The organism is Geobacillus uzenensis (assembly GCF_002217665.1).
GTDB classification, from domain to species: Bacteria; Bacillota; Bacilli; order Bacillales; family Anoxybacillaceae; genus Geobacillus; species Geobacillus subterraneus.
Map to the genome: position 1 here is coordinate 37,022 of NZ_NEWL01000001.1, position 19,149 is coordinate 56,170.

A 19,149-nucleotide genomic window follows, 5' to 3' on the forward strand; every position below is an offset into this window, starting at 1 on the left:
ACATGTGGCTCCGTTTGGCTGATGCGGGAGTTGGGGAGAGGGTTCAGATGATCAAAAAGTGGTGGATGTTTTCCATCTGTATCGTGTTGATCGTCGCAGCGGCGGTGCCGGTTCGCGCGGCCGCTGCTTCTCATCCGCTGTTTGTCCATGTCATTGTCGCTTTTCAACAACAAGTGGATGAACAAGCGGTGACAACGCTGCAAGGAAATGTCACCAAACGGTTTGACGTGATTCCTGCGGTGGCAGCGACGGTCCCGATTACGGCGGTCGAGCTGTTGCGTCGTTGGCCGGGGGTTGACTACGTACAACAAGACACGACGGTGGCCATTGATCGCCAAGTCATTGACTGGGGAGTGGAAAAGACGAAAGCGTCCGTGATGCACCCCCAAGGTGTAACAGGAAAAGGGGTGAAAATCGCGATTTTGGATACGGGTGTTGATCCTAGTCACCCGGATTTGCGTGTAGCGGGCGGCGTTTGCTTGTTGTCCTCTTGCCCTCATTCTTATCAAGACGATAACGGGCATGGTACTCACGTTGCTGGAATTATCGCGGCAAAAGACAACGAGATCGGGACGGTCGGGGTGGCGCCTGATGCAAGCATTTATGCCGTGAAGGTATTGGATCGCTACGGAGAAGGAAATGTATCAGCCGTTTTATCAGGCATCGAATGGGCGATTGAGCACGATATAGATATTATTAATTTAAGCTTAGCCGCTCCAGAAGATGCCCCTGCCCTGAAAGCGGCCATTCAGAAAGCATATGAAAGCGGGGTTTTAGTCGTTGCTGCGGCTGGCAACAACGGCTATGCCAACGGCGCAGGGGATACGGTCGAATATCCGGCGAAGTATGATAGTGCCATCGCTGTCGCTGCGGTGAATAAAGAAAATGTTCGGTTGCCATACTCGGCGACGGGACCCGCGATCGAAGTAGCGGCTCCTGGGGAGGATGTGTACAGCACCGTGCCGGTTGCTCTTGACCGTGATGGCGTTCGTGACGGGTATACGCGCATGTCTGGAACGTCAATGGCAGCGCCGTTTGTGTCAGGAGTGCTCGCTTTGTATAAGCAACAATACCCGGAACGGACGAATCTCGAACTGCGTCAAATGTTAAGAGGCCGTGCCTTGGATTTGGGGGCGGCCGGGAAGGATCCGTGGTACGGCTATGGGCTCGTGCAGGCCGTGTCCAACCAGGCGCCCGAGCTGACAGTGAAGCTGTTGTCAGTGAAAAAAGGAGAAGTTGCTTTTTCCGTTACCCCAACAGGAAACGCCGTGAAAGGGTATCGTGTATACCGAAATGGGAAACGGCTCGAAACGTTGCAAACAGCGGCCACGTATACGGATTATGTCGTTAAAGGAATATACGAGTACGAATTTGCGTCCATACGCAATGATGGGACGGAGTCCGCGTTATCGGCCCCCATCACGGTAAACGTACCGGATCCCGATTATAAAGATTTGTCAGCAAGCGCTTGGTATATGCCGGAGATCGTCTACTTATCAAGCCAAGGGATTGTGTCCGGCTATAACAATGGAACGATTCAGCCTTATCAAACGATTACACGCGCCGAAGTCGCCGTGATGCTCGGCCGGGCGCTGCATCTTGACGGGACCAAGCGAGCGACAGTGTTTCGTGATGTTTCTTCTTCTGACTTCGCCTCTGGCTACATTCAAGCTGCCTATGAGCACGGACTGATCGCCGGGTATCCGGATGGAACGTTCCGCCCGCAGCAGCCGATTACGCGCGCCGAGACAGCCATCATGTTATCGCGAGCGTATCCGCTGCCGGACGGTTCGTCTATGATGTTTAAAGATGTGACGACAAGAGTGACCGGGCATGAGGCGATCGCCAAGTTGGCTGCTGCCCGAATCACAGAAGGGTATCCGGACGGCACGTTTCGGCCATATCAATTTGTTAAGCGACTCGAATTTTTCGTTTTTACAGCCCGTGCGGCGAACGAGCGGTTCCGGTAAAACGAAGAGGTTAGTTTGATGTCGTTTCTTCTCGAAAATCGCTGATCGTTCCACCGCCCTAGCTTAATGCTCATAGACAGGAAAAAGGTGCCCCAGCTGCTTGGGACACCTTTTCTTGTCCGTCAGGAAGTGGCTGACGGCCGCTCGCTTTCCTTGTCTGTTAACGCTGTTGGATCACCAATTTATATGGGCTGACGCTTGCGTTGCCAAATGCATCTTCCACTTTAATGAAATAATTTCCTTTCGACAATTTGATGGTTAGGTATTCGTTATCGCCTTTGGTGTAATAGTCCCCTTTGGCGATCAGCTTTCCGTTAGCGTTATAGACCGTCACTACCCCGTCAAGATCGGAAGGAACGCGCAACTGTATCGTATATGTGGCTGTTTCGCGGGCGGTCAACTTGTAATAGTCGACATCCCCTTGGGATGATGACACATTCATATACCCGGTGTTATACCAAGTGCCTTGCTTCGGAGTCCGAAGCGATAGCGGCTTGGACGGCACGTTGTGACGCACGGTGGAGTGGCGGTCTTCGTCTTGCTGATCAGCCAATGCCAAGGAGAACACGTATGGCGTCACAGTTGTGTTACCGTAAAAGTCAGCCGTGACGATAAAATATCCTTTCGTTTTCTCTGCTCTCAGCGCGCCGCGCTCTTCATCATTAGACAGCCCATTGTCGATGATCCACAGGCGTCCTTCTTCTTCCGGATCCAACTTCTTGTTTTTGTTTGTATCTTCCACAATAAGGAGGATCGGATCGATCGGCATCCGTAATTCTGACGGCAAGGACGCATATTTCGATGGAATAGACGCCGGGGTGACGGCTAGTCCGTACAGCCCGTTTTTGTCCGGTCGAAAGTAATACGTGTCGATATCTTGCGCTGATGCGAAATTGCCAGTAATGGCTTTTAAGCCGATTGGCGTCGCATGATCAAAGTCATCATTGTTTTCAAATCGATCATTGACGTTTCCTGCTAGCAAGACAGACGTCATGGCATATGCTTTTACCGAAGGGCGATACATTTTTTCATTGAGCTGGATATAGTACGTTGTTCCTTTCTTTAAACCGACCGGGTAGCGGGCATTTGGTTCGAAGGTAAAAAGATCGTAACCGGCGTTGGAACCGATATAGGTGAACGTTTTTTCTTTTTCGTCATAGACGAAAAGCGTTGCCAGCGGCACATCGTGTTGCTCATCGGCTGCAAATCGGAATTCGTAAATGCCGTCTTGTTTCGGCGTAAAGGCGAGCCAGTCTTCATCCCCGCCATATTGGAAATATCCGCTCGCGGTTTGGCCGCTTTCATACGGTTTGGCTGCTTTGCGTACGGCCTCGCTCCAGTCATCATCACCATCGAACACGACAATGCCGGATGCGGCTTGTTGCCAACGTTGCTGCCATTCCTCTTTTTTCTTCATATATTCTTCGATAGTTCCAGTCTTCAAACTTTCTTCTAGTTGTTCGCCTGTCATCGGAAATCCGTCTTCATCTGCAGGCAATGTTACCGCATCAACGGTTAGCCCATAAGGCAAGTGGGATGAGAAGTTTCTTGTTAGGTCGATGCCTAGTTCATTCGTTAACGACAGCATAAACGGATCCCGGACAGGTTTATTCGTGACTTCGATGATATACTGCATGCCTGGTACGGCGTTAAAGGTCAGTTCTTCTCCTTCACCATACCCGTTCATGTTGGCAGAATCGATCGGCCATGGACTCATGGCAGGTTTTGCTTCTGGCGTTGAGATGGCTCCGTCGGACGGATTTGGCATCTCTTCGCCATTTTCCGGAGAAGGCATTTGCGGCTCAACAATGTACAAGTTTAAAGCAGAGTCGATGCCGGCTACTCCTGTCAATGAGATACGGACGGTTTGTTCGGACGATGGGACTGAATCAGGAAGCGAGAAAGAAAAGTAATCGCTATCCCCTGGTAATGACGTCGCATTTCCCCCTTGATCATTTCCATCAGACTGCTCATCTCCGGAGTCTGTCTCCTCTGCTGTTGGTTGGTCCGAGGAGTTGCCTAGTTGCTCGTTTGTAAAGAAGAGCGGGCCGTGTTCTTGAAGAGAACGGTATGGCAACGAACGGATCACAAACGGCTGCTCGGCGGTGTTGCCATCATCAAGTGCAGATGTCTCCCGGCTGACAAACAGCGTGTATTTGGATGCTCCGTTCTCATGGTAGTTGCCAAGGGCGTCTTTGACACCAATCGCGACCGTTCCGTCTTCCGGTGCGGTGAACAAATAGCCTTCCTCTTTTCCTTGGACCGTATCGTTCACAGATAGACGGGTTGATGCGGACGATTGTCCGTTTTGGAAAAAGAGAATGTCAAACTTATAGTCGTAGTCTGCGGTTCCATTCACCCTCACTTGAACGTATTCGCCCTTTTGGACAGGGAGCGCATACCAATGGGTTTCGCCGAGTTTTGTAATCGTCCCAGTTTGTGTCGTCGCCCGGGTCATATCGAGCCGCTTCGCTTTTTTCAAAATCTCCTGTTCGGCTATGGACGGAAGCGGCGGAACGTTTTTCGGATTGAACCATAGGGCGGCGACCGGGTTGACAAGGCCGTGTCCGTATTGCAAGTCGTAGCCTTTTCGTCCCAGATCGCTGGCAGTTTCGTTTAAAATATAGTGAATGTCATACGGAGTCAGTTTCGGATTTTTGGATAATAACATCGCAACCGTGGCCGTCACCATTGGCGTGGCCATTGACGTTCCGCTGAGTTCGGCAAACGTGGATTGCTTATCTACGTCATACACAGAGCTATAAATGTTTTCGCCAGGTGCGACAACGTCTACAGACGGTCCATAAGTAGAGAAGTCAGTCAGCTTCCGGTCGACATTGACTGCCCCAACCCCGATAACCCCCTCGTATGCAGCTGGATATTCATACATAGACGTTCCTGAGTTGCCGGCAGCAGCCACAACCGTAATGTTGGCCGCTAACGCTTTTTGAACCGCCTCCTCAACAATCGGAGAAGGGACAGAAGAACCTAAACTTAAGTTAATGACTTGTGCTTTTTGGCGGATGGCTTCTAAAATCCCTTCGGCGACAATATAGTCCGAACTAAAAAATGAACGGTTGAACACATCAATCGAAATGATTTGGGCGCGCGGAAAGACGCCGTGCGCACCGATGCCGTTGTCTTTCTCACCGGTGATAATCCCGGCAACGTGGGTGCCATGGACATCGACCGCTCCTTTTTGCAGCGGGTTCATTACATTGTAGTTGGCGATGATTTTTCCTTTCAGCTCTGGGTGATTCGCATCGATCCCTGTATCAACAACCGCCACTTTGACCGGATGCGGGCCAGCAAGCGAGAGAGCACGCTCGACTTGTAACGTTGTTAAATAGTACGCGTTCACCTTCTTCGGATCATTGACGGGAGCAGAAAACGGGACGAAACGGGCGCTGCGCGAGACGGATACAACATGACGGTTTTCCGCATACCGACGCATCGCTTCTTTGACATTCGTTTTCCCTGTTAGTTTGACGACATCATAACGTAAGGAAGCAATACGTTTAACTAGTTTTCCCCCTGCTTGTTGATGTTCTTGAGCGGAAAGGGGATGACGGTACTTAATGACCAGTTCATCGTTACTAAAAGCGGAGGATGGCTGCCCTTTTTTTTGTGCAGCTGTTTTCAATTTGTCTGACCGTTCGGAAAGACCGAGGCGGTCAAGTAGTAGGGAGGCGTCGGCTGAATGTTTTGTCATGGCTGCCGATGCCATAGTTGGCGAGCCGCTCCCCAACAAGGCGAGCGAAAAAGCCATTCCCAGCGATAGAAGAGTTCGAGAACGGTGTCGTTTTTTCAAAACCCTCTCTCCTTTTTTAAAAAATTAGGAACCATATAAAATATTACTATAAAATTGAAAAAAATTCCTCTATTTTTTCTATATGTTTTCAAAAATATTACACAAGTAATAAAAATGTAATGATAATGTAATACATAAATCGCCAATATTTGCTAGAATATGACTATGTCTATGTCGGAACGTTGGTTTTTTTGTCGCTGTCCCACAGACACCTTTCCATCTATGAATCTATAAACAAAATAAATGGGGGAGGGGAAATGGTTGCGTCGAATCGCTAGTCTTGTTCTCGTATTGAGTTTGTTGTTTGTAAACAGTTCCGTTTCGTTTGCTGATGATATCACCGGTATCGCGTTGGAGCAGGAAATGCGGGCCATGGTGAACCAAGGGATTGTTCAAGGGTATCCGGACGGTCAATATCGACCGAATGAGCCAGTAACGCGCGGTCAGTTTGCGACGTTCCTTGCGCGGGCGCTGCAGTTGCCTAAGGCGACAGGAACCGTTTCATTTTCTGACGTTTCGCCATCGTCAAAGCTGGCCGATGGCATTTACAAAGCAAGTGCAGCTGGCCTTGTTGAAGGGTATTCCAACGGTGCCTTCGGTACGTATAAACAAGTTACAAGAGAAGAAATGGCACTGATGATTGACCGTGTGTTCGATTACTTGGAAATCGAGAAACAAAGAGCGGATTTTTCTTCGTTTACTGATCTCGATCATCTTTCATCCACATCGCGGTTGGCGATTGCTAACAACATTTATTACGGCATTATCCGCGGGATTCCGAATGAGGATGGTACATCGTTCCGCTTCGACCCGAAAGCAGAGGCGACGCGGGCGCATGCGGCGGCGTTTTTGTACCGCCTGCTCGAAGTATGGGCCGAGCAAATGCCGGAAATGGCCTATCAAATTGGAGCGGTCGAAAAAGGGGAGCTTGTTGTTTGGCCAAAGCGGTATGCCACGTTCGCCCAAGCTGAGGCAGCCTTAACCAACCCGGCTTCTCAAGTGATCGTCCAAGGAACGAAAATCGTGAAAATGGCAAACGGCTATGCTGTTGCCCAACCAGCTCCAGGCAAATCAACGACAACCATTTATAACGCTGATTTTAGCGCTTCACTCACTTATGTGGCTCCAAATACGGAAATGAAATATTTAGGAGCCGACGAGGAAAAAGTAAACGTACAAATCGCCGACACCATCGGATATGTGAAGCAGGAAGATGTGTTGCTCGTGCCGGCAGCGCTTTTGCAAGGGCGCTCGTATTACAAAGTAGAAAACGGCCATCTCGTTCATGTCATTTACAACACGACGAGCAATACGTATGTGAGCTACCTATACGGAAAAGCGCCGTCTTTTATGCAAGCGGGGCAGAGATATTACAGTTGGGATGGCGATACGTTTTATAATGAAGCTGGTCAGCTCGTTGGGACGGCTTATCAATATTTCAACGTCCTGTCGTTGCGGACAAAAACGAATTATACCGCCGATGAGCTGAATCGGTTTGTCGCCGCCTATCGCTCCGCCAGCCCGTTGAAAGAACTCGGCGCGGCGTTTAAACAGGCGGAGGAAAAGTATCAAGTCAACGCTCTGTATTTGTTGGCTCATGCGATCTTGGAAAGCAATTGGGGTTTAAGTGAATTGGCGAAGACAAAGAACAACTTGTTTGGTATTAAAGCGTATGACAGCGATCCGCTGAGAAGCGCGGATTCGTTTGCTTCGTTTGAAGAGTGCATCGATTACATGGCGAAAACGATTGTCGCGGAGCGATACGCGAATCCGAGCGATTGGCGCTATAACGGTGCATTGCTTGGAGACAAATCGTTTGGTTTTAACGTTCGCTATGCGTCTGACCCGTATTGGGGGCAAAAAATTGCGGGTTGGATGTATCAAGCCGACCAATTTTTAGGTGGAAAAGACTACGGTCACTATACGGTGATGGCGACGAACACGGCAAGTGTCAATGTTCGACTGCAGCCAGCCGTTGTTCCGCCAGTTTGGTATGAATATAAGCAGGCGAACACGCCGGTGACGGTGGCAGGAGCAACAGCGAAACAGCCTGACGGCTACGTTTGGTATCAAATCGTTCCGGACGCGCCAACAGAAAAAGCGTATATTCGCGGTGATTTATTGTCGCCTCTGACCTTCGTGAAGTAAAAAGAAAGGTGTCTCGAAACGTTCGGGACACCTTTTCCTATGTCAGGAGAGCTTCTTTCTTCGTTTCAAGCCGGGGAACAAAGGGACATTATGCCGACGGTTTCGGTTTCCGCTTTGAGCGAATTGTGCGCAGCAACCGATAAAATCCTTCCCGATACAGGGCGTATACGCTCGCGATATAAATGGCTGCACCAAGCGGGACGAGCACGGCAAGCGCAAGAAGTGCGGGCCACTGGTGGATGCCGGCTGCTTCTTTCAGCCCATAGAGCAATCCCGCCATGATGGCTGTTGCACTGCCGACGCGAATCAACAAGGACAGCAATTTTTTCGCTTCCCCGCGCTCAAACTCTTTATAGACGGCGATCGAGCAGGCAGTGACGTAGTAGAGAGAAACGAGCGAGCTCGACAACGCAATCCCGGCATACCCGAACGATTGAACGAACAGATAGTTAAGGATGATGTTTAACACAATCGTCGTGACGCTAATCCGAAGTACGACCGCCGTTTTCCCTTTCGCATACATCGACTTGGCGACAATATATTGCAGCCCTTGGGTGACGATGAGCGGCAAATAAAAGAGCAGGGCGACATACGTGCGGTGTGTGTCCGTCTCCGTAAACTGGCCGCGTTCATAGACGAACGCAATCGCGGCATCACCAACCACCCACAGCCCAGCCGCGACCGGCATTAACGTGATGAAGGAGAGTTCCATGCCAGTGAAAAACGTTTGCTGAAATTGGCGCGGTTTGTCGACTTGCTCGGACAACAATGTGAACAAAATGGCCGCGACGGTCGTGCCGTAAATCGTATGCGGGATGCTGACGAGCAGCGAGGCATTGTTCAAATACGTGACCGCTCCTTCAATCGTGCCCGAAGCGAAGATTTTATCAATAAACATGTTCATTTGCCCGACAAACGCGTTCAATAGCGAAGGAATGAGCAAGCGCAAAAACGTCTGCCGAAAATCGGGATCGATGGCCAGCGTCGGTGTCCATCGATAACCGCTCCGATACAAATAAACAAACATCAGGACAATCCCTAACACAATTCCAAAAACAAATCCGTAAGCGAGGCTATAAATGCCCCACACATCGGAAAACAACAGAGCAAACACTGCGCCCATCAAAGTAGCCAGCAGCTTCGAAATTTGCGATGGAACAAAGATGCGCCTCCCTTGCAAATATGAATCTAAAATGCCGTTTAAGGCGATGGCGCCCATAAATAAAAAGAACATTTGCGTGATGTGGACCGCCACTGATTCGGTAACCGCGGCCATTCGCCCGAAAATAGCGGGGACGAATGTAGGAGCCAGCAAATAACCAAAAACGGCAACGAACAAAAAAATGAGGACAGTGGCGTTCATAATACCGTTCGCGTTTCGTTCTGCGGCTTTAGGATCGTTTTGTTTCGCCTGAACGTACAACGGAAGAAAGACGTTATTGAATCCGACTGAAATGACGGCCAGCACGAGCGTAATAAACGAAAACGCCAACAAGTAGCCGTCCGTATATTCATTGGCGCCAAACTGCTTGGCGATGATGCTTTCCCGCAAAAAACCGGCTACTTTGACAACGAGGGCAAGCAGCGTAATCCAAATCGCCGTCTGTTTTAATGATGGCATGCATGTCACTTCCTTCATTCAAAATCGAAAAAGGCCGCCCCTGATGACAAAGAGACGGCCATGGTGTTATGGCGCCAGCGCGGCTCGATAAATGTCTTCGTACTTTTTCGCTGCTGATAAGTGGGAATATTCGTCTTCGATTTTCCGGCGCGCTGCTTGTGCCAGTTGTTGCCCAAACTCCGGATGATCGAGCAGCTCGATGATCGCTTGAGCGAGTTCATCCACATTTTTTTCCTCGACGAGCAGGCCGTCTTGCCGATGGTTGACGATCTCTTTCAAGCCCCCAACCGCCGAGGCGATGAGCGGTGATCCTGATCCCATGGCTTCTAAGGCGGAAATGGATGTCGCCTCTTCCACTCCGGCGGAGTGGACGCTTGGAACAAGCACAATGTCCGAGAGGGCATAATACTCGGTCATCGTCTCATGCGGAATGGCGCCGAGCAGTTTGGCCTTTTCACTCAGTCCTCGCTGTTCGATGAGCGATTTCAGCTCGTCGTACGCTTCCCCCATCCCGGCATAAATGAGCATGGCGTTTGGGTATTTTTCCAAGACGTGCGGCAACGCAAGCGCTGGATAAATGACCCCGTTTTTTTTCGTCAACCGTCTCGGTACAAAAATGACGGCCGCATTCTCCGGCACCCCGTGTTTTTTTCGGTAGGCGAGCCGATTCGCTTTCTCTGGTTTGAAACGGTCAACGTCGATAAAGTTGCGGATGGCGGTCGCTTCCACCCCGGCTTTTTCCCGTACATACTCTTTAATGCGCTGGTCAACGGTAATAATTTTCCGCGTTTTCGTGTATGCCTCAATTTCTTTCTCCAACAAGTGCTGCGCCTGCCGGCTTCCTTCCACCACCGCTCCGCGGCTGATGGCTTCGTATGTCATGTAGCCGTGCACCGTCGTCACCGTGGGGATGCCAGATGGCAGCGCGGCCAACGTCGCAAACACTTCCTGGGCGTTGATCACATCATACCGCCTGCTGGCGGCTTTGTCGGCGATGAGACGGGAAAGAAGCCGCTGTCTCACAGCATGGCTCCAAAGAATGCCTGTTCCTTTCGACACTTTGTTCAGCAAAAAACTCGGTCCCTTAGCGAGCATCATTTGCATGGATCGGGGAACGTCGCTGAACGAAACGACGTCTACACGATGTCCCCGCGCCTCAAGCCCGGCCTTCAATGTAGTTACATGGGTGGATAATCCGCCGGCATGCGGATAATCGAAGACGGTCGCTAGCAAAATATTCATCGGCGATCTTCTCCTTGCGGGAAAAATTTTTCTTTCAACAGCCGAATGTTTTCCATGGCCTCTTGCCGCATTTGTTTGGCGTTGTTTTGAACAATCGCACGGACGGTTTCACGCTCAGCGAGCATAAAACGGGCGTTGTTCACGAGCTGGTCGACGTCGATCTCCTCAAGACGGAACGAATAATCCCACATGCCGGAGCGCTTCAGCAAACTCTCCACTTTCGGGTCATAACTGAGGCCGATATGCGGGACGCCTGCCAAGGCAGAAAAAATGAGCGAATGCAAGCGCATGCCGATCGTCAAACGGCAGCGGCTAATAAAATGCAAATATTGGTTCGGCGTAAAATCCGGGCCGAGAATGTGGCAAGCGGATCGATGATTCATTTGTTCGACGACTCGATCGGACGCACGCACATCATGATGTCCTTCCATCGGCACGAAGACCGGCGTAATGCCCTCAAGTTCGATCAACTGATCGAGCGCACGGGCGATTTTTCCATAATAGTCGCGCTGGTCAAGCCACGGGCGAACCGATATCGCCACAAGCTGTTCGTCACCGCGAAGCGGAAGGCTTTCAAGACAAGCATTATCTTCCTTATGATGAAAGGCAAAGACAATATCAGCAGTAACGACCGTTTCCGGTTTTGTCACACCCAGCTCATGAAGCAACTGTTTCGAATACGCATCGCGGACAGTGATAAAATCAGCCATGTTGGCAAACACTTTCATTAAAATCTTTCCCCACGTCGTATTCACCGGTCCGATCCCTTGCGAGAAAAACATGACTTTCGTCCCGCAAAGCTTGGCCAAAAACACAACCAATAAATAATAAGGAAGCGGACCGAACAAAAAGCGGGTCGGATACGTATCTTGAAGCAATCCCCCGCCGCCGCTGATTAATAAATCCGCTTCACGCAGCGCCCGAATTTTTCCTTTATTATCGTGGCGCCATCCACGGTATACACTTTTCACACCGTGTGCTTTCGCCGTTTGCTCAGGAGACAGGGAAAACACGGTAATATCCGGGTTTGGCAATTCGGCGCGAAGATTGTCGATAATCGCCTCTAAAATGGCTTCATCCCCCGTATTGCCCAATCCATAAAAGCCAGAGATGACAATGTTCAACGGCATAACTCCTCCTCTAAACGACATCGTTCCACAAAAATCAACCTTAATTGTAGCATTTGCCTATAGTAGATTCAATGATGCAAAATGAATCGCGGTTTGTTATACTATAACGTGATTGGTCGAAAAAGCTCGAAAACAAAGCAAGTCTAGTTTACAAAAAGAGAGGTTGTCACGATGAAAAAAGTATGTGTCGTCGGGCTAGGCTATATCGGACTTCCGACGTCAGCGATATTTGCCTCCGCCGGATTTGACGTCATCGGCGTGGATGTGAACGAAACCGTCGTTGCGACGATCAACAGCGGCGATATTCATATTGAAGAAACGGGGTTAGCCGAACTGGTGAACCGAGTCGTCAAAGAGGGGAAATTCCGGGCCCAGCTTGCCCCGGAAGAGGCGGATGTGTTCATCATCGCCGTTCCGACACCGATTCACGACGATTACACCGCCAACATCGACTACGTCATTGAAGCAACGAAATCGGTGGCGCCGTATTTGCGGAAAGGAAACGTCGTCATCGTTGAATCAACGATTCCACCGCGAACGATGGACGATGTCGTTGCCCCGATCATTCGTGAGCACGGCTTTGACCCGGAGCGGGATGTGTATTTGGCCCATTGCCCGGAACGCGTCCTGCCTGGCCGCATTTTAATCGAGCTCGTCGAAAACACGAGAATCGTCGGCGGCGTCACGAAAGAGGCGGCGAAACAAGCGGCCGACGTCTATCGGGCGATCGTCAAAGGCGAAGTGATTGAGACGGAAGCGGTGACCGCCGAAATGGCAAAATTAATGGAAAATACGTTCCGCGATGTCAACATCGCTTTAGCGAATGAACTCGTGAAAATCGCACAACGCATTGGCGTCAATGCCCATAAAGTCATCGAACTGGCCAATAAACATCCGCGCGTCAATATCCATCTACCAGGTCCCGGCGTCGGCGGCCATTGCTTGGCGGTGGATCCGTATTTTATCGTTGAAAAGGCGAAAGAAGAGTCGCAGCTCATCCAAACGGCGCGGCGCATTAACAACTCCATGCCGCACTTTGTCGTCGAGCAAATCAAACGAATGACCGCGGAACTCGAAGCGCCGGTCATCGCCGTATTCGGATTGACATACAAAGGCAATACGGACGATGTGCGCGAGAGTCCGGCCATTGAAATCTATGAAGAGCTATGTCGGAACGAGCGGTTTGATGTCCGTGCTTATGACCCGCACGTCAAGCCGTCGCAAGTGCCGTTCCCGCTCGCTACAAAAGAGGAAGCGCTCGATGGAGCGCACCTTGTCGTTGTCTTAGCTGACCATAACGAATTCAAAACATTAACGGCTGAGGAATTGGCGCCGATGAAAACCAAGGTCATTTTCGATACGAAACATTGCGTCCGTCTTGACGATGAAGATGTGACGGTTTATCAAATCGGCCATTTATCGGTCGTCCGTGCCATTCAAGAACATCCATCGGAGAGAGTATGATCAGCGATGCAAAAAGAGCAATACTTAGGAGTGTACGTCTCCACCTTACCATATGACGACATTCTGGCGGATATCGAGAAGCGGATGGCAGCCGGCCAAAAGTCGACGATTATTGCCGTCAATCCGGAAAAAGTGATCGCCGCGGGCAAAAATGAGGAGCTGAAACAGCTGATTAACGCGGCGACATACCAAATCCCCGACGGCATCGGCGTCGTGCTCGCTTCAAAACTAAAAGGCGGGCGCCTCGCATCAAGGGTGACGGGCATCGACTTGATGGAGCGGCTCATCGCTCGGGCAGCGGAAAAAGGGTATCGCGTCTTTTTGTACGGCGCCAAAGAAGAGGTCGTCAAAAAAGCGAAAGAAAATCTCGAGGCGAAATACCCTCGTCTTTGCATTGCCGGTTATATGAACGGGTATGTGAACGACGACGAAGCGGTCGTCCGCGCCATTAATGAGGCCAACGCCGATATGCTGTTTGTCGCGCTCGGCAGCCCGAGGCAGGAGCTATGGATCCGAGCGCATATGGATCGGCTCAACGTAAAAGTGTTTCAAGGAGTTGGCGGGAGCTTCGACGTGTTTGCCGGCCATGTCAAACGGGCGCCAAAGCTGTTCCGAACGCTCGGCCTCGAATGGCTGTATCGGCTCGTCACCGACCCGAAACGGTTCAAACGGCAACTCGCCTTGCCGAAATTTCTCTGGAGAGTACTGACCGAAAAACGCACAGCCGGCAAGTCCGGCTGCTAAGGAGAGATGACGGTGAACGTGTTGCACGTCATTAGCGGCGGGGAAACAGGAGGGTCGCGCAAACATGTCGTCACCCTCTTGTCCAAATTTGCCCCAGGCACCGCGACGCTCGTCGTGTTCCAGGACGGGCCGCTTGCTGCGGAGGCGCGCCAGGCGGGGATCGATGTGCGCCTCCTTACCCAGTCATCCCGCTACGATTTGTCCGTGCTGTCGAAGCTTGTCGCGCTCATTCGCCACGAACGTTTCGATCTTTTGCATACGCACGGGCCGCGCGCCAATTTGTACGGCGCGCTCATCAAACGGAACATCACCATCCCATGGATGACCACCGTCCATAGCGACCCGCGCCTTGACTTTATGAAATCAGGGTGGAAAGGAAAATGGTTCACCCGCCTCAACGTATGGGCGCTTCGGAAGGTAGACTATTTTTTTGCCGTCTCGGAGCGGTTTAAAGAAAGCTTGGTGGAGCTTGGCATCGCCGCTGAACGGATTCAAACGATTTACAACGGCATCGACTTCGATGATGCCCCCCGTCCACATACGTTGCGGCGCGCTGATCTTGGGCTTCGGGAAGACGACGTGGTGATCACGATGGTCGCCCGCCTCCACCCGATCAAAGGACATGCTCTTGTCTTTGACGCCCTCGCCTCGCTTTCCGATCCCGATATGAAGCTGCTTGTTGTCGGCGATGGCCCGCTGGCGGCCGAACTGCGTGAAAAAGCAGCGCAAAGCGGCATCGGGCGCCAAGTGCAGTTTCTCGGGTTTCGTCGCGATGTGGCGGACATTTACGCGCTGTCGGATGTGGCCTTAATGGCTTCCTATAGCGAAAGTTTCCCGCTCGCCTTGCTTGAGGCGGCCAATGAACGCTTGCCCGTCATTTCCACCGATGTCGGTGGGGTAAGACAACTCATCGCCTCTAGCGACATGGGGTGGATCGTTCCGGTAGGCGATCGCGCAGCTCTCGCCCAAGCGATGCGCGAGGCGCGCAGCCGAAAGCAGGAGCTGAAAACGATGGGGGAGCGGCTGTACGAGCACGCTTCCACCCACTTTTCTTTGCAGCGTTTATATGAAGAAACGGTGGCCACGTACGAACGTGTCTTAGCCATCCACCCAACTAGGAAAAAAGGAGTTTAAACGATGCGAGTTAGACAACCGTTGACCTATTACGCCGTCTTATGGGCGCTTTTTCTCATTCCGCTCGTTTCGTACAAAACGTATATCGGTCCGCTGCCGCTTTCCGCCGAGGTCGTAATGATTCCGCTCATCACGCTGGCGGCGCTCATCGATTATCGGCAGCGGCGCATTCAGTTGAACGATTTTCCGCTCAAGCCAATCGCGCTGGCGTTCGCCGCTTTTTTCATCATCGCCATCGTCTCGTTAGTGAAAGCGGTCAGCCTCGCTCCAGCCATAATGGAGCTCGCCCGCTATTTGTCGTATGTCGTTTTGTTTTTCATTGTCGTCAAAGTCCAATTCACCCGCGAGCAATACGTGCGCTTTGCCCAGTCGTTCGGCCTTTCCGCCCTGTTTGTCGGCTTGTACGGAGTGATCCAATACATTTTCGGCATTTCGCTTAACACAGCGGGGCTGTACGCCTTGAAAGAGGCCAAAGGGCGCGTGGACTCGACGCTCGTCAACCCGAACTATTACGCGTCGTTTCTCAATCTTGTCATCCCGGCGCTCCTTTTGTTCGCCGTCGTCTATTGGCGCGATAAAAAGGCGCAGTTGCTGATGTTTGCCGTGTACAGTATTTACGTCATCAACCTTGTCTTGACCTATACGCGCGCCGCTTGGGTCGCCATGCTCGGCGGATTGGCACTGGTGATCTTGCTTATGCCAAAAACGTTCATCAAACATGCCATTCGCCCGCATATGTTGATCTCGTTTGTCGTGCTGCTTACGATCGTCTATTTCATGCCAGACGTACAGTCGCGCACGTATTCGGCCGTCTATGCGATGGAAAAAATCATTAGCCGCCACATGCCAGGCGGCTTGGCTGACCATTTCGCCGGCGACAACGGTGATGAGGGCGGGGGATTTTTAGATGGTGATGAGGCTGATGAGGAAACGACTGAAGACGAAGCGACAACAAACCGCGCCGTCGTCTCCCGCGTCACCCTTTGGAAAACGGGCTGGGCAATGATGAAAGAAAATCCGGTCATCGGCGTTGGCATCGGCAATTATTTAGTCCGCTACAAAGAGTATGTCACGAAATATCCGGAACTGTATATCGGCCATGACCAATATTCCGTCCATAACTCGTACTTAAAAGTCGGGGCGGAAACGGGCTTCCTTGGCTTAATCGCCTTTGTCGCCATTTATGTTGTTTACTATGTGTACTTGCTTCGCCTTTACTTCGCATCATCTGATCGCCTGGGCAAGCTCATTATCGTCGCCTTGATCGCGGGCAGCGCCACCTTCATGGTGCAAAATCTATCGAACAACTTAATTTTCATCCCGCAGCTCAACACGATCTTTTGGCTTGTCTCAGGCCTGGCCATGGCATTCGTCCATCAGACCAGCGCTCGGCCATCAACCACGCAGGCATAACGCCTGCGTGGTTTTTGAGTAACTATTCACCCCAGTGCTAGTGTATAAAAAAGCCCAGCACAAATAGGGCATTTCGGTCATAGAAAATGCCCTAGGTAGCGGAAAGAACTCGATCGATCGTTTCGCCTGCCAACAGAAGACATAAGTAACTATTCACCCCAGTGCTAGTGTATAAAAAAGCCCAGCACAAATAGGGCATTTCGGTCATAGAAAATGCCCTAGGTAGCGGAAAGAACTCGATCGATCGTTTCGCCTGCCAACAGAAGACATAACGAATCCCACACGTTTTTTTCGTGTTTCGTCAGTGTGGAAACGATGCTTCTTGCGATGCAAAACGACTGCGCGAATGTTTCTTCGCGAAACGTACCCGAAATGTTCTCTTTGACTTTGACCATGCGAAGATCGCGTTCGGCTTGGTTGTTATCAAAGGGAACATGTACTTCACGTAAGAAACGCAGCGCTTCTTCCTTTCGTTTTTGAAGGCGTCGAACAAAAGCGAGTGCTTTTTTCGGAAGAGGCGTCATCGTTTCTAATCGGTGTTGTGCTCTTTCTAGGATGCGATCATACACTCGTTCCCACCGTCTCGCTTCTTCTTCGGAAAGTGCACCGTGATGGGCTTCGACGGCTTGCTTGGCGGCTAACAGAAACGTGGTCATGCGCATCGCCCACGTATGCCCGACATCAAACACTTGACGGATATCGACTTTGAACGGTTTGACTTCACGCAAAGAAGCTCCACATCCTTGACACGTATGCACACGGTGGACGACACGATGATGTGGATGTTCCACTTGACGGAGCGTCTTCCCCTCATGTCCCTCTTGCCCACCAGGCTTTTTGCCAGACGGCTCGCGGGAGGAACGTACCGAACGCATCGTGCATCATCGTCCCTTCATATCGGGGAAGAATCCCGATATCATCGGTCGCTTTTTTTCCACGAGAAGCGTGAGGAGCCAAGTATGTATATCTCGATGTACACGCGACATGCACCCATGCGAGTTTCCCATTGATGCGCAAACTCGTTTCATCGACATGCAGGATGTTGGATTCAAGTAAGGCGTCTTCGATGATGTCCATATTTGATTCCAGCGCTTCGCGTCCTCGTTTCACCATATTGGCAAGGGTTCCTGTACTAATCGAGTGTTGATATAACGCTTCGATTGTATCACTTAAACGCTTGTACGGGATCAATTGGATATGATGTAAATAAACAACGAGCGCCGTGAGCCGTGGACCGTATTGCACATGATTCGTGACATGGGATGGGAATTCGGCTTGTTGCACGCATCGACAATGTGGACACGATTTCACTTCACGTTCATGTTGTGTCACCTCGATCGCCACAGGAGGGACATCAAACACTTGACGGATATCGACTTTGAACGGTTTGACTTCACGCAAAGAAGCTCCACATCCTTGACACGTATGCACACGGTGGACGACACGATGATGTGGATGTTCCACTTGACGGAGCGTCTCGTGCGTGCTTCCAGCTCTTGAACACGGTACTTCAGTTGTTCATTTTCTTTGCGTAGCTGTTTGTTTTCTTTCAACAGTTGCTCAATGACTTGTTGTTGGTGAGTAATGAGCTGCTTTTGTTGTTGAACTTTGCCGATTAAGCTCTCAACTGTAAATACAGCTTGTTGTACCATCAACATGCGATTCACCTCCTTGTCTATCAATATTCACATCATAGACAAGGAAAGAAGAAAATATTCAGCTCACTTTATGATGTGGCTGAATAGTTACGCCCAAATCTGTATCAAGCTTGATTTCAAATATATATTATGATTTTGAACCTATCATCAAGCCTCAATTCCTTTCGGGGAATTGAGGCTATTTCTATTTTAGGAGGGAAAAGGATGAGCAAGTATCAAACCAACAACCACCAGCAGCTAGAGTTGCTAGAAAGAGAGGTGTTCATCAAGCAGCCAGCGAAGCGCATCAATATTGTAAGCCTGAAGCTCGTTCGGGAATCTAGTGTTCTCTACAAGGAGCGGCAAATCAAATCTCCGGAAGATGCGTACAAGCTGCTGAATCCGTTTCTTGTGGAAGCAGACCGTGAGAAGTTTGTAGTTGTCTGCCTTGACACGAAAAACCAGCCGACTGCCATCAACGTTTGCCATGTCGGGAGCCTGAACGCTAGTATCGTGCATCCGAGGGAGGTGATGAAGGCTGCTATTCTGTCAAACTCTGCTTTCATCATTGTCGCCCATAATCATCCCAGCGGTCAGAGTTCTGCAACGAAAAGTGCAGGGCCTACGGCAAAGAAAAAAGTTTGTTAGCTTCCCGATTTTTGTCATGAGAGCACGAAATAGGTGTGAAAAAGAAGGGATATGGTGAAGAATGGAGAAATAAGGATGATAGAGGCGATGAATGATATGGTCGCCGGTTAGGTGAAAGAATGTGCTCTTATGCATCAATGCATAAGAAGAATCACGAGGGGTGAATAGTTGTAATGGATGGTCGGGC

General features: G+C 50.6%; 10 protein-coding genes and 2 pseudogenes. 7 read left to right on the forward strand and 5 right to left on the reverse strand.

What is annotated here, in order from left to right; all coding sequences use genetic code 11:
• Positions 1-47: 47 nt before the first annotated feature.
• A complete protein-coding gene (locus B9L21_RS00175; protein WP_168157864.1) occupies positions 48-1,970 on the forward strand; it encodes a S8 family peptidase in 1,923 nt (640 codons plus the stop codon).
• Positions 1,971-2,130: 160 nt separating this feature from the next.
• On the opposite strand, the gene B9L21_RS00180 is transcribed toward B9L21_RS00175, so the two are convergent.
• Positions 2,131-5,781 carry a S8 family serine peptidase gene (locus tag B9L21_RS00180; RefSeq protein WP_063164699.1) on the reverse strand — a complete coding sequence of 1,217 codons (3,651 nt, stop codon included), beginning with the start codon at positions 5,779-5,781 and terminating at the stop codon, positions 2,131-2,133.
• Positions 5,782-6,042: 261 nt separating this feature from the next.
• Between B9L21_RS00180 and B9L21_RS18175 the strand changes: the two genes are divergently transcribed.
• Positions 6,043-7,929 carry an S-layer homology domain-containing protein gene (locus tag B9L21_RS18175; protein WP_063164700.1) on the forward strand — a complete coding sequence of 629 codons (1,887 nt, stop codon included), beginning with the start codon at positions 6,043-6,045 and terminating at the stop codon, positions 7,927-7,929.
• An 88-nt stretch (positions 7,930-8,017) separates the two neighbouring features.
• Here the strand turns inward: B9L21_RS18175 and murJ are convergent, their stop codons facing one another.
• From murJ to csaB, 3 genes are all read right to left on the reverse strand, one after another.
• Entirely contained in the window at positions 8,018-9,550 is a 1,533-nt protein-coding gene (gene murJ / locus B9L21_RS00190) for a murein biosynthesis integral membrane protein MurJ (protein WP_063164701.1), read from the reverse strand.
• 66 nt (positions 9,551-9,616) lie between these two features.
• Positions 9,617-10,792: a glycosyltransferase family 4 protein gene (locus B9L21_RS00195; protein WP_063164702.1), complete on the reverse strand. Its 1,176-nt coding sequence runs from the start codon at positions 10,790-10,792 to the stop codon at positions 9,617-9,619.
• Positions 10,789-11,922 (reverse strand): polysaccharide pyruvyl transferase CsaB, encoded by a 1,134-nt coding sequence (gene csaB / locus B9L21_RS00200; RefSeq protein WP_063857317.1) that lies wholly within the window; start codon positions 11,920-11,922, stop codon positions 10,789-10,791. Before csaB ends, B9L21_RS00195 begins: the two co-directional genes overlap by 4 nt.
• A 171-nt stretch (positions 11,923-12,093) precedes the next feature.
• On the opposite strand from csaB, the gene B9L21_RS00205 reads away from it, so the two are divergent.
• From B9L21_RS00205 to B9L21_RS00220, 4 genes are read left to right on the forward strand one after another with little or no spacing between them, the layout of a single operon-like run.
• Positions 12,094-13,386, forward strand: coding sequence for a nucleotide sugar dehydrogenase (locus B9L21_RS00205; protein ID WP_063164703.1), 1,293 nt, complete (start codon positions 12,094-12,096; stop codon positions 13,384-13,386).
• A 6-nt stretch (positions 13,387-13,392) separates the two neighbouring features.
• Positions 13,393-14,130, forward strand: coding sequence for a WecB/TagA/CpsF family glycosyltransferase (locus B9L21_RS00210; RefSeq protein WP_063164704.1), 738 nt, complete (start codon positions 13,393-13,395; stop codon positions 14,128-14,130).
• A gap of 12 nt (positions 14,131-14,142) precedes the next feature.
• Positions 14,143-15,264 (forward strand): glycosyltransferase family 4 protein, encoded by a 1,122-nt coding sequence (locus B9L21_RS00215; RefSeq protein ID WP_063164705.1) that lies wholly within the window; start codon positions 14,143-14,145, stop codon positions 15,262-15,264.
• Positions 15,265-15,267: 3 nt separating this feature from the next.
• Positions 15,268-16,677 (forward strand): O-antigen ligase family protein, encoded by a 1,410-nt coding sequence (locus B9L21_RS00220; RefSeq protein WP_063164706.1) that lies wholly within the window; start codon positions 15,268-15,270, stop codon positions 16,675-16,677.
• 218 nt (positions 16,678-16,895) lie between these two features.
• Here B9L21_RS00220 and tnpC read toward each other — a convergent pair.
• Positions 16,896-18,335: pseudogene (gene tnpC / locus B9L21_RS00225) on the reverse strand (IS66 family transposase).
• 204 nt (positions 18,336-18,539) lie between these two features.
• Here tnpC and B9L21_RS00230 point away from each other — a divergent pair.
• Positions 18,540-18,950, forward strand: a pseudogene (locus B9L21_RS00230) (JAB domain-containing protein); the annotation flags it as partial.
• Between the last annotated feature and the right edge of the window lie 199 nt (positions 18,951-19,149).

Excerpts from the sequence above, each read along its gene's own strand:
- B9L21_RS00175 (WP_168157864.1), top strand. The coding sequence starts at position 48 with ATGATCAAAAAGTGGTGGATGTTTTCCATCTGTATCGTGTTGATCGTC.
- murJ (WP_063164701.1), bottom strand. The coding sequence starts at position 9,550 with ATGCCATCATTAAAACAGACGGCGATTTGGATTACGCTGCTTGCCCTC.
- B9L21_RS00195 (WP_063164702.1), bottom strand. The coding sequence starts at position 10,792 with ATGAATATTTTGCTAGCGACCGTCTTCGATTATCCGCATGCCGGCGGA.
- csaB (WP_063857317.1), bottom strand. The coding sequence starts at position 11,922 with ATGCCGTTGAACATTGTCATCTCTGGCTTTTATGGATTGGGCAATACG.
- B9L21_RS00205 (WP_063164703.1), top strand. The coding sequence starts at position 12,094 with ATGAAAAAAGTATGTGTCGTCGGGCTAGGCTATATCGGACTTCCGACG.
- B9L21_RS00210 (WP_063164704.1), top strand. The coding sequence starts at position 13,393 with ATGCAAAAAGAGCAATACTTAGGAGTGTACGTCTCCACCTTACCATAT.
- B9L21_RS00220 (WP_063164706.1), top strand. The coding sequence starts at position 15,268 with ATGCGAGTTAGACAACCGTTGACCTATTACGCCGTCTTATGGGCGCTT.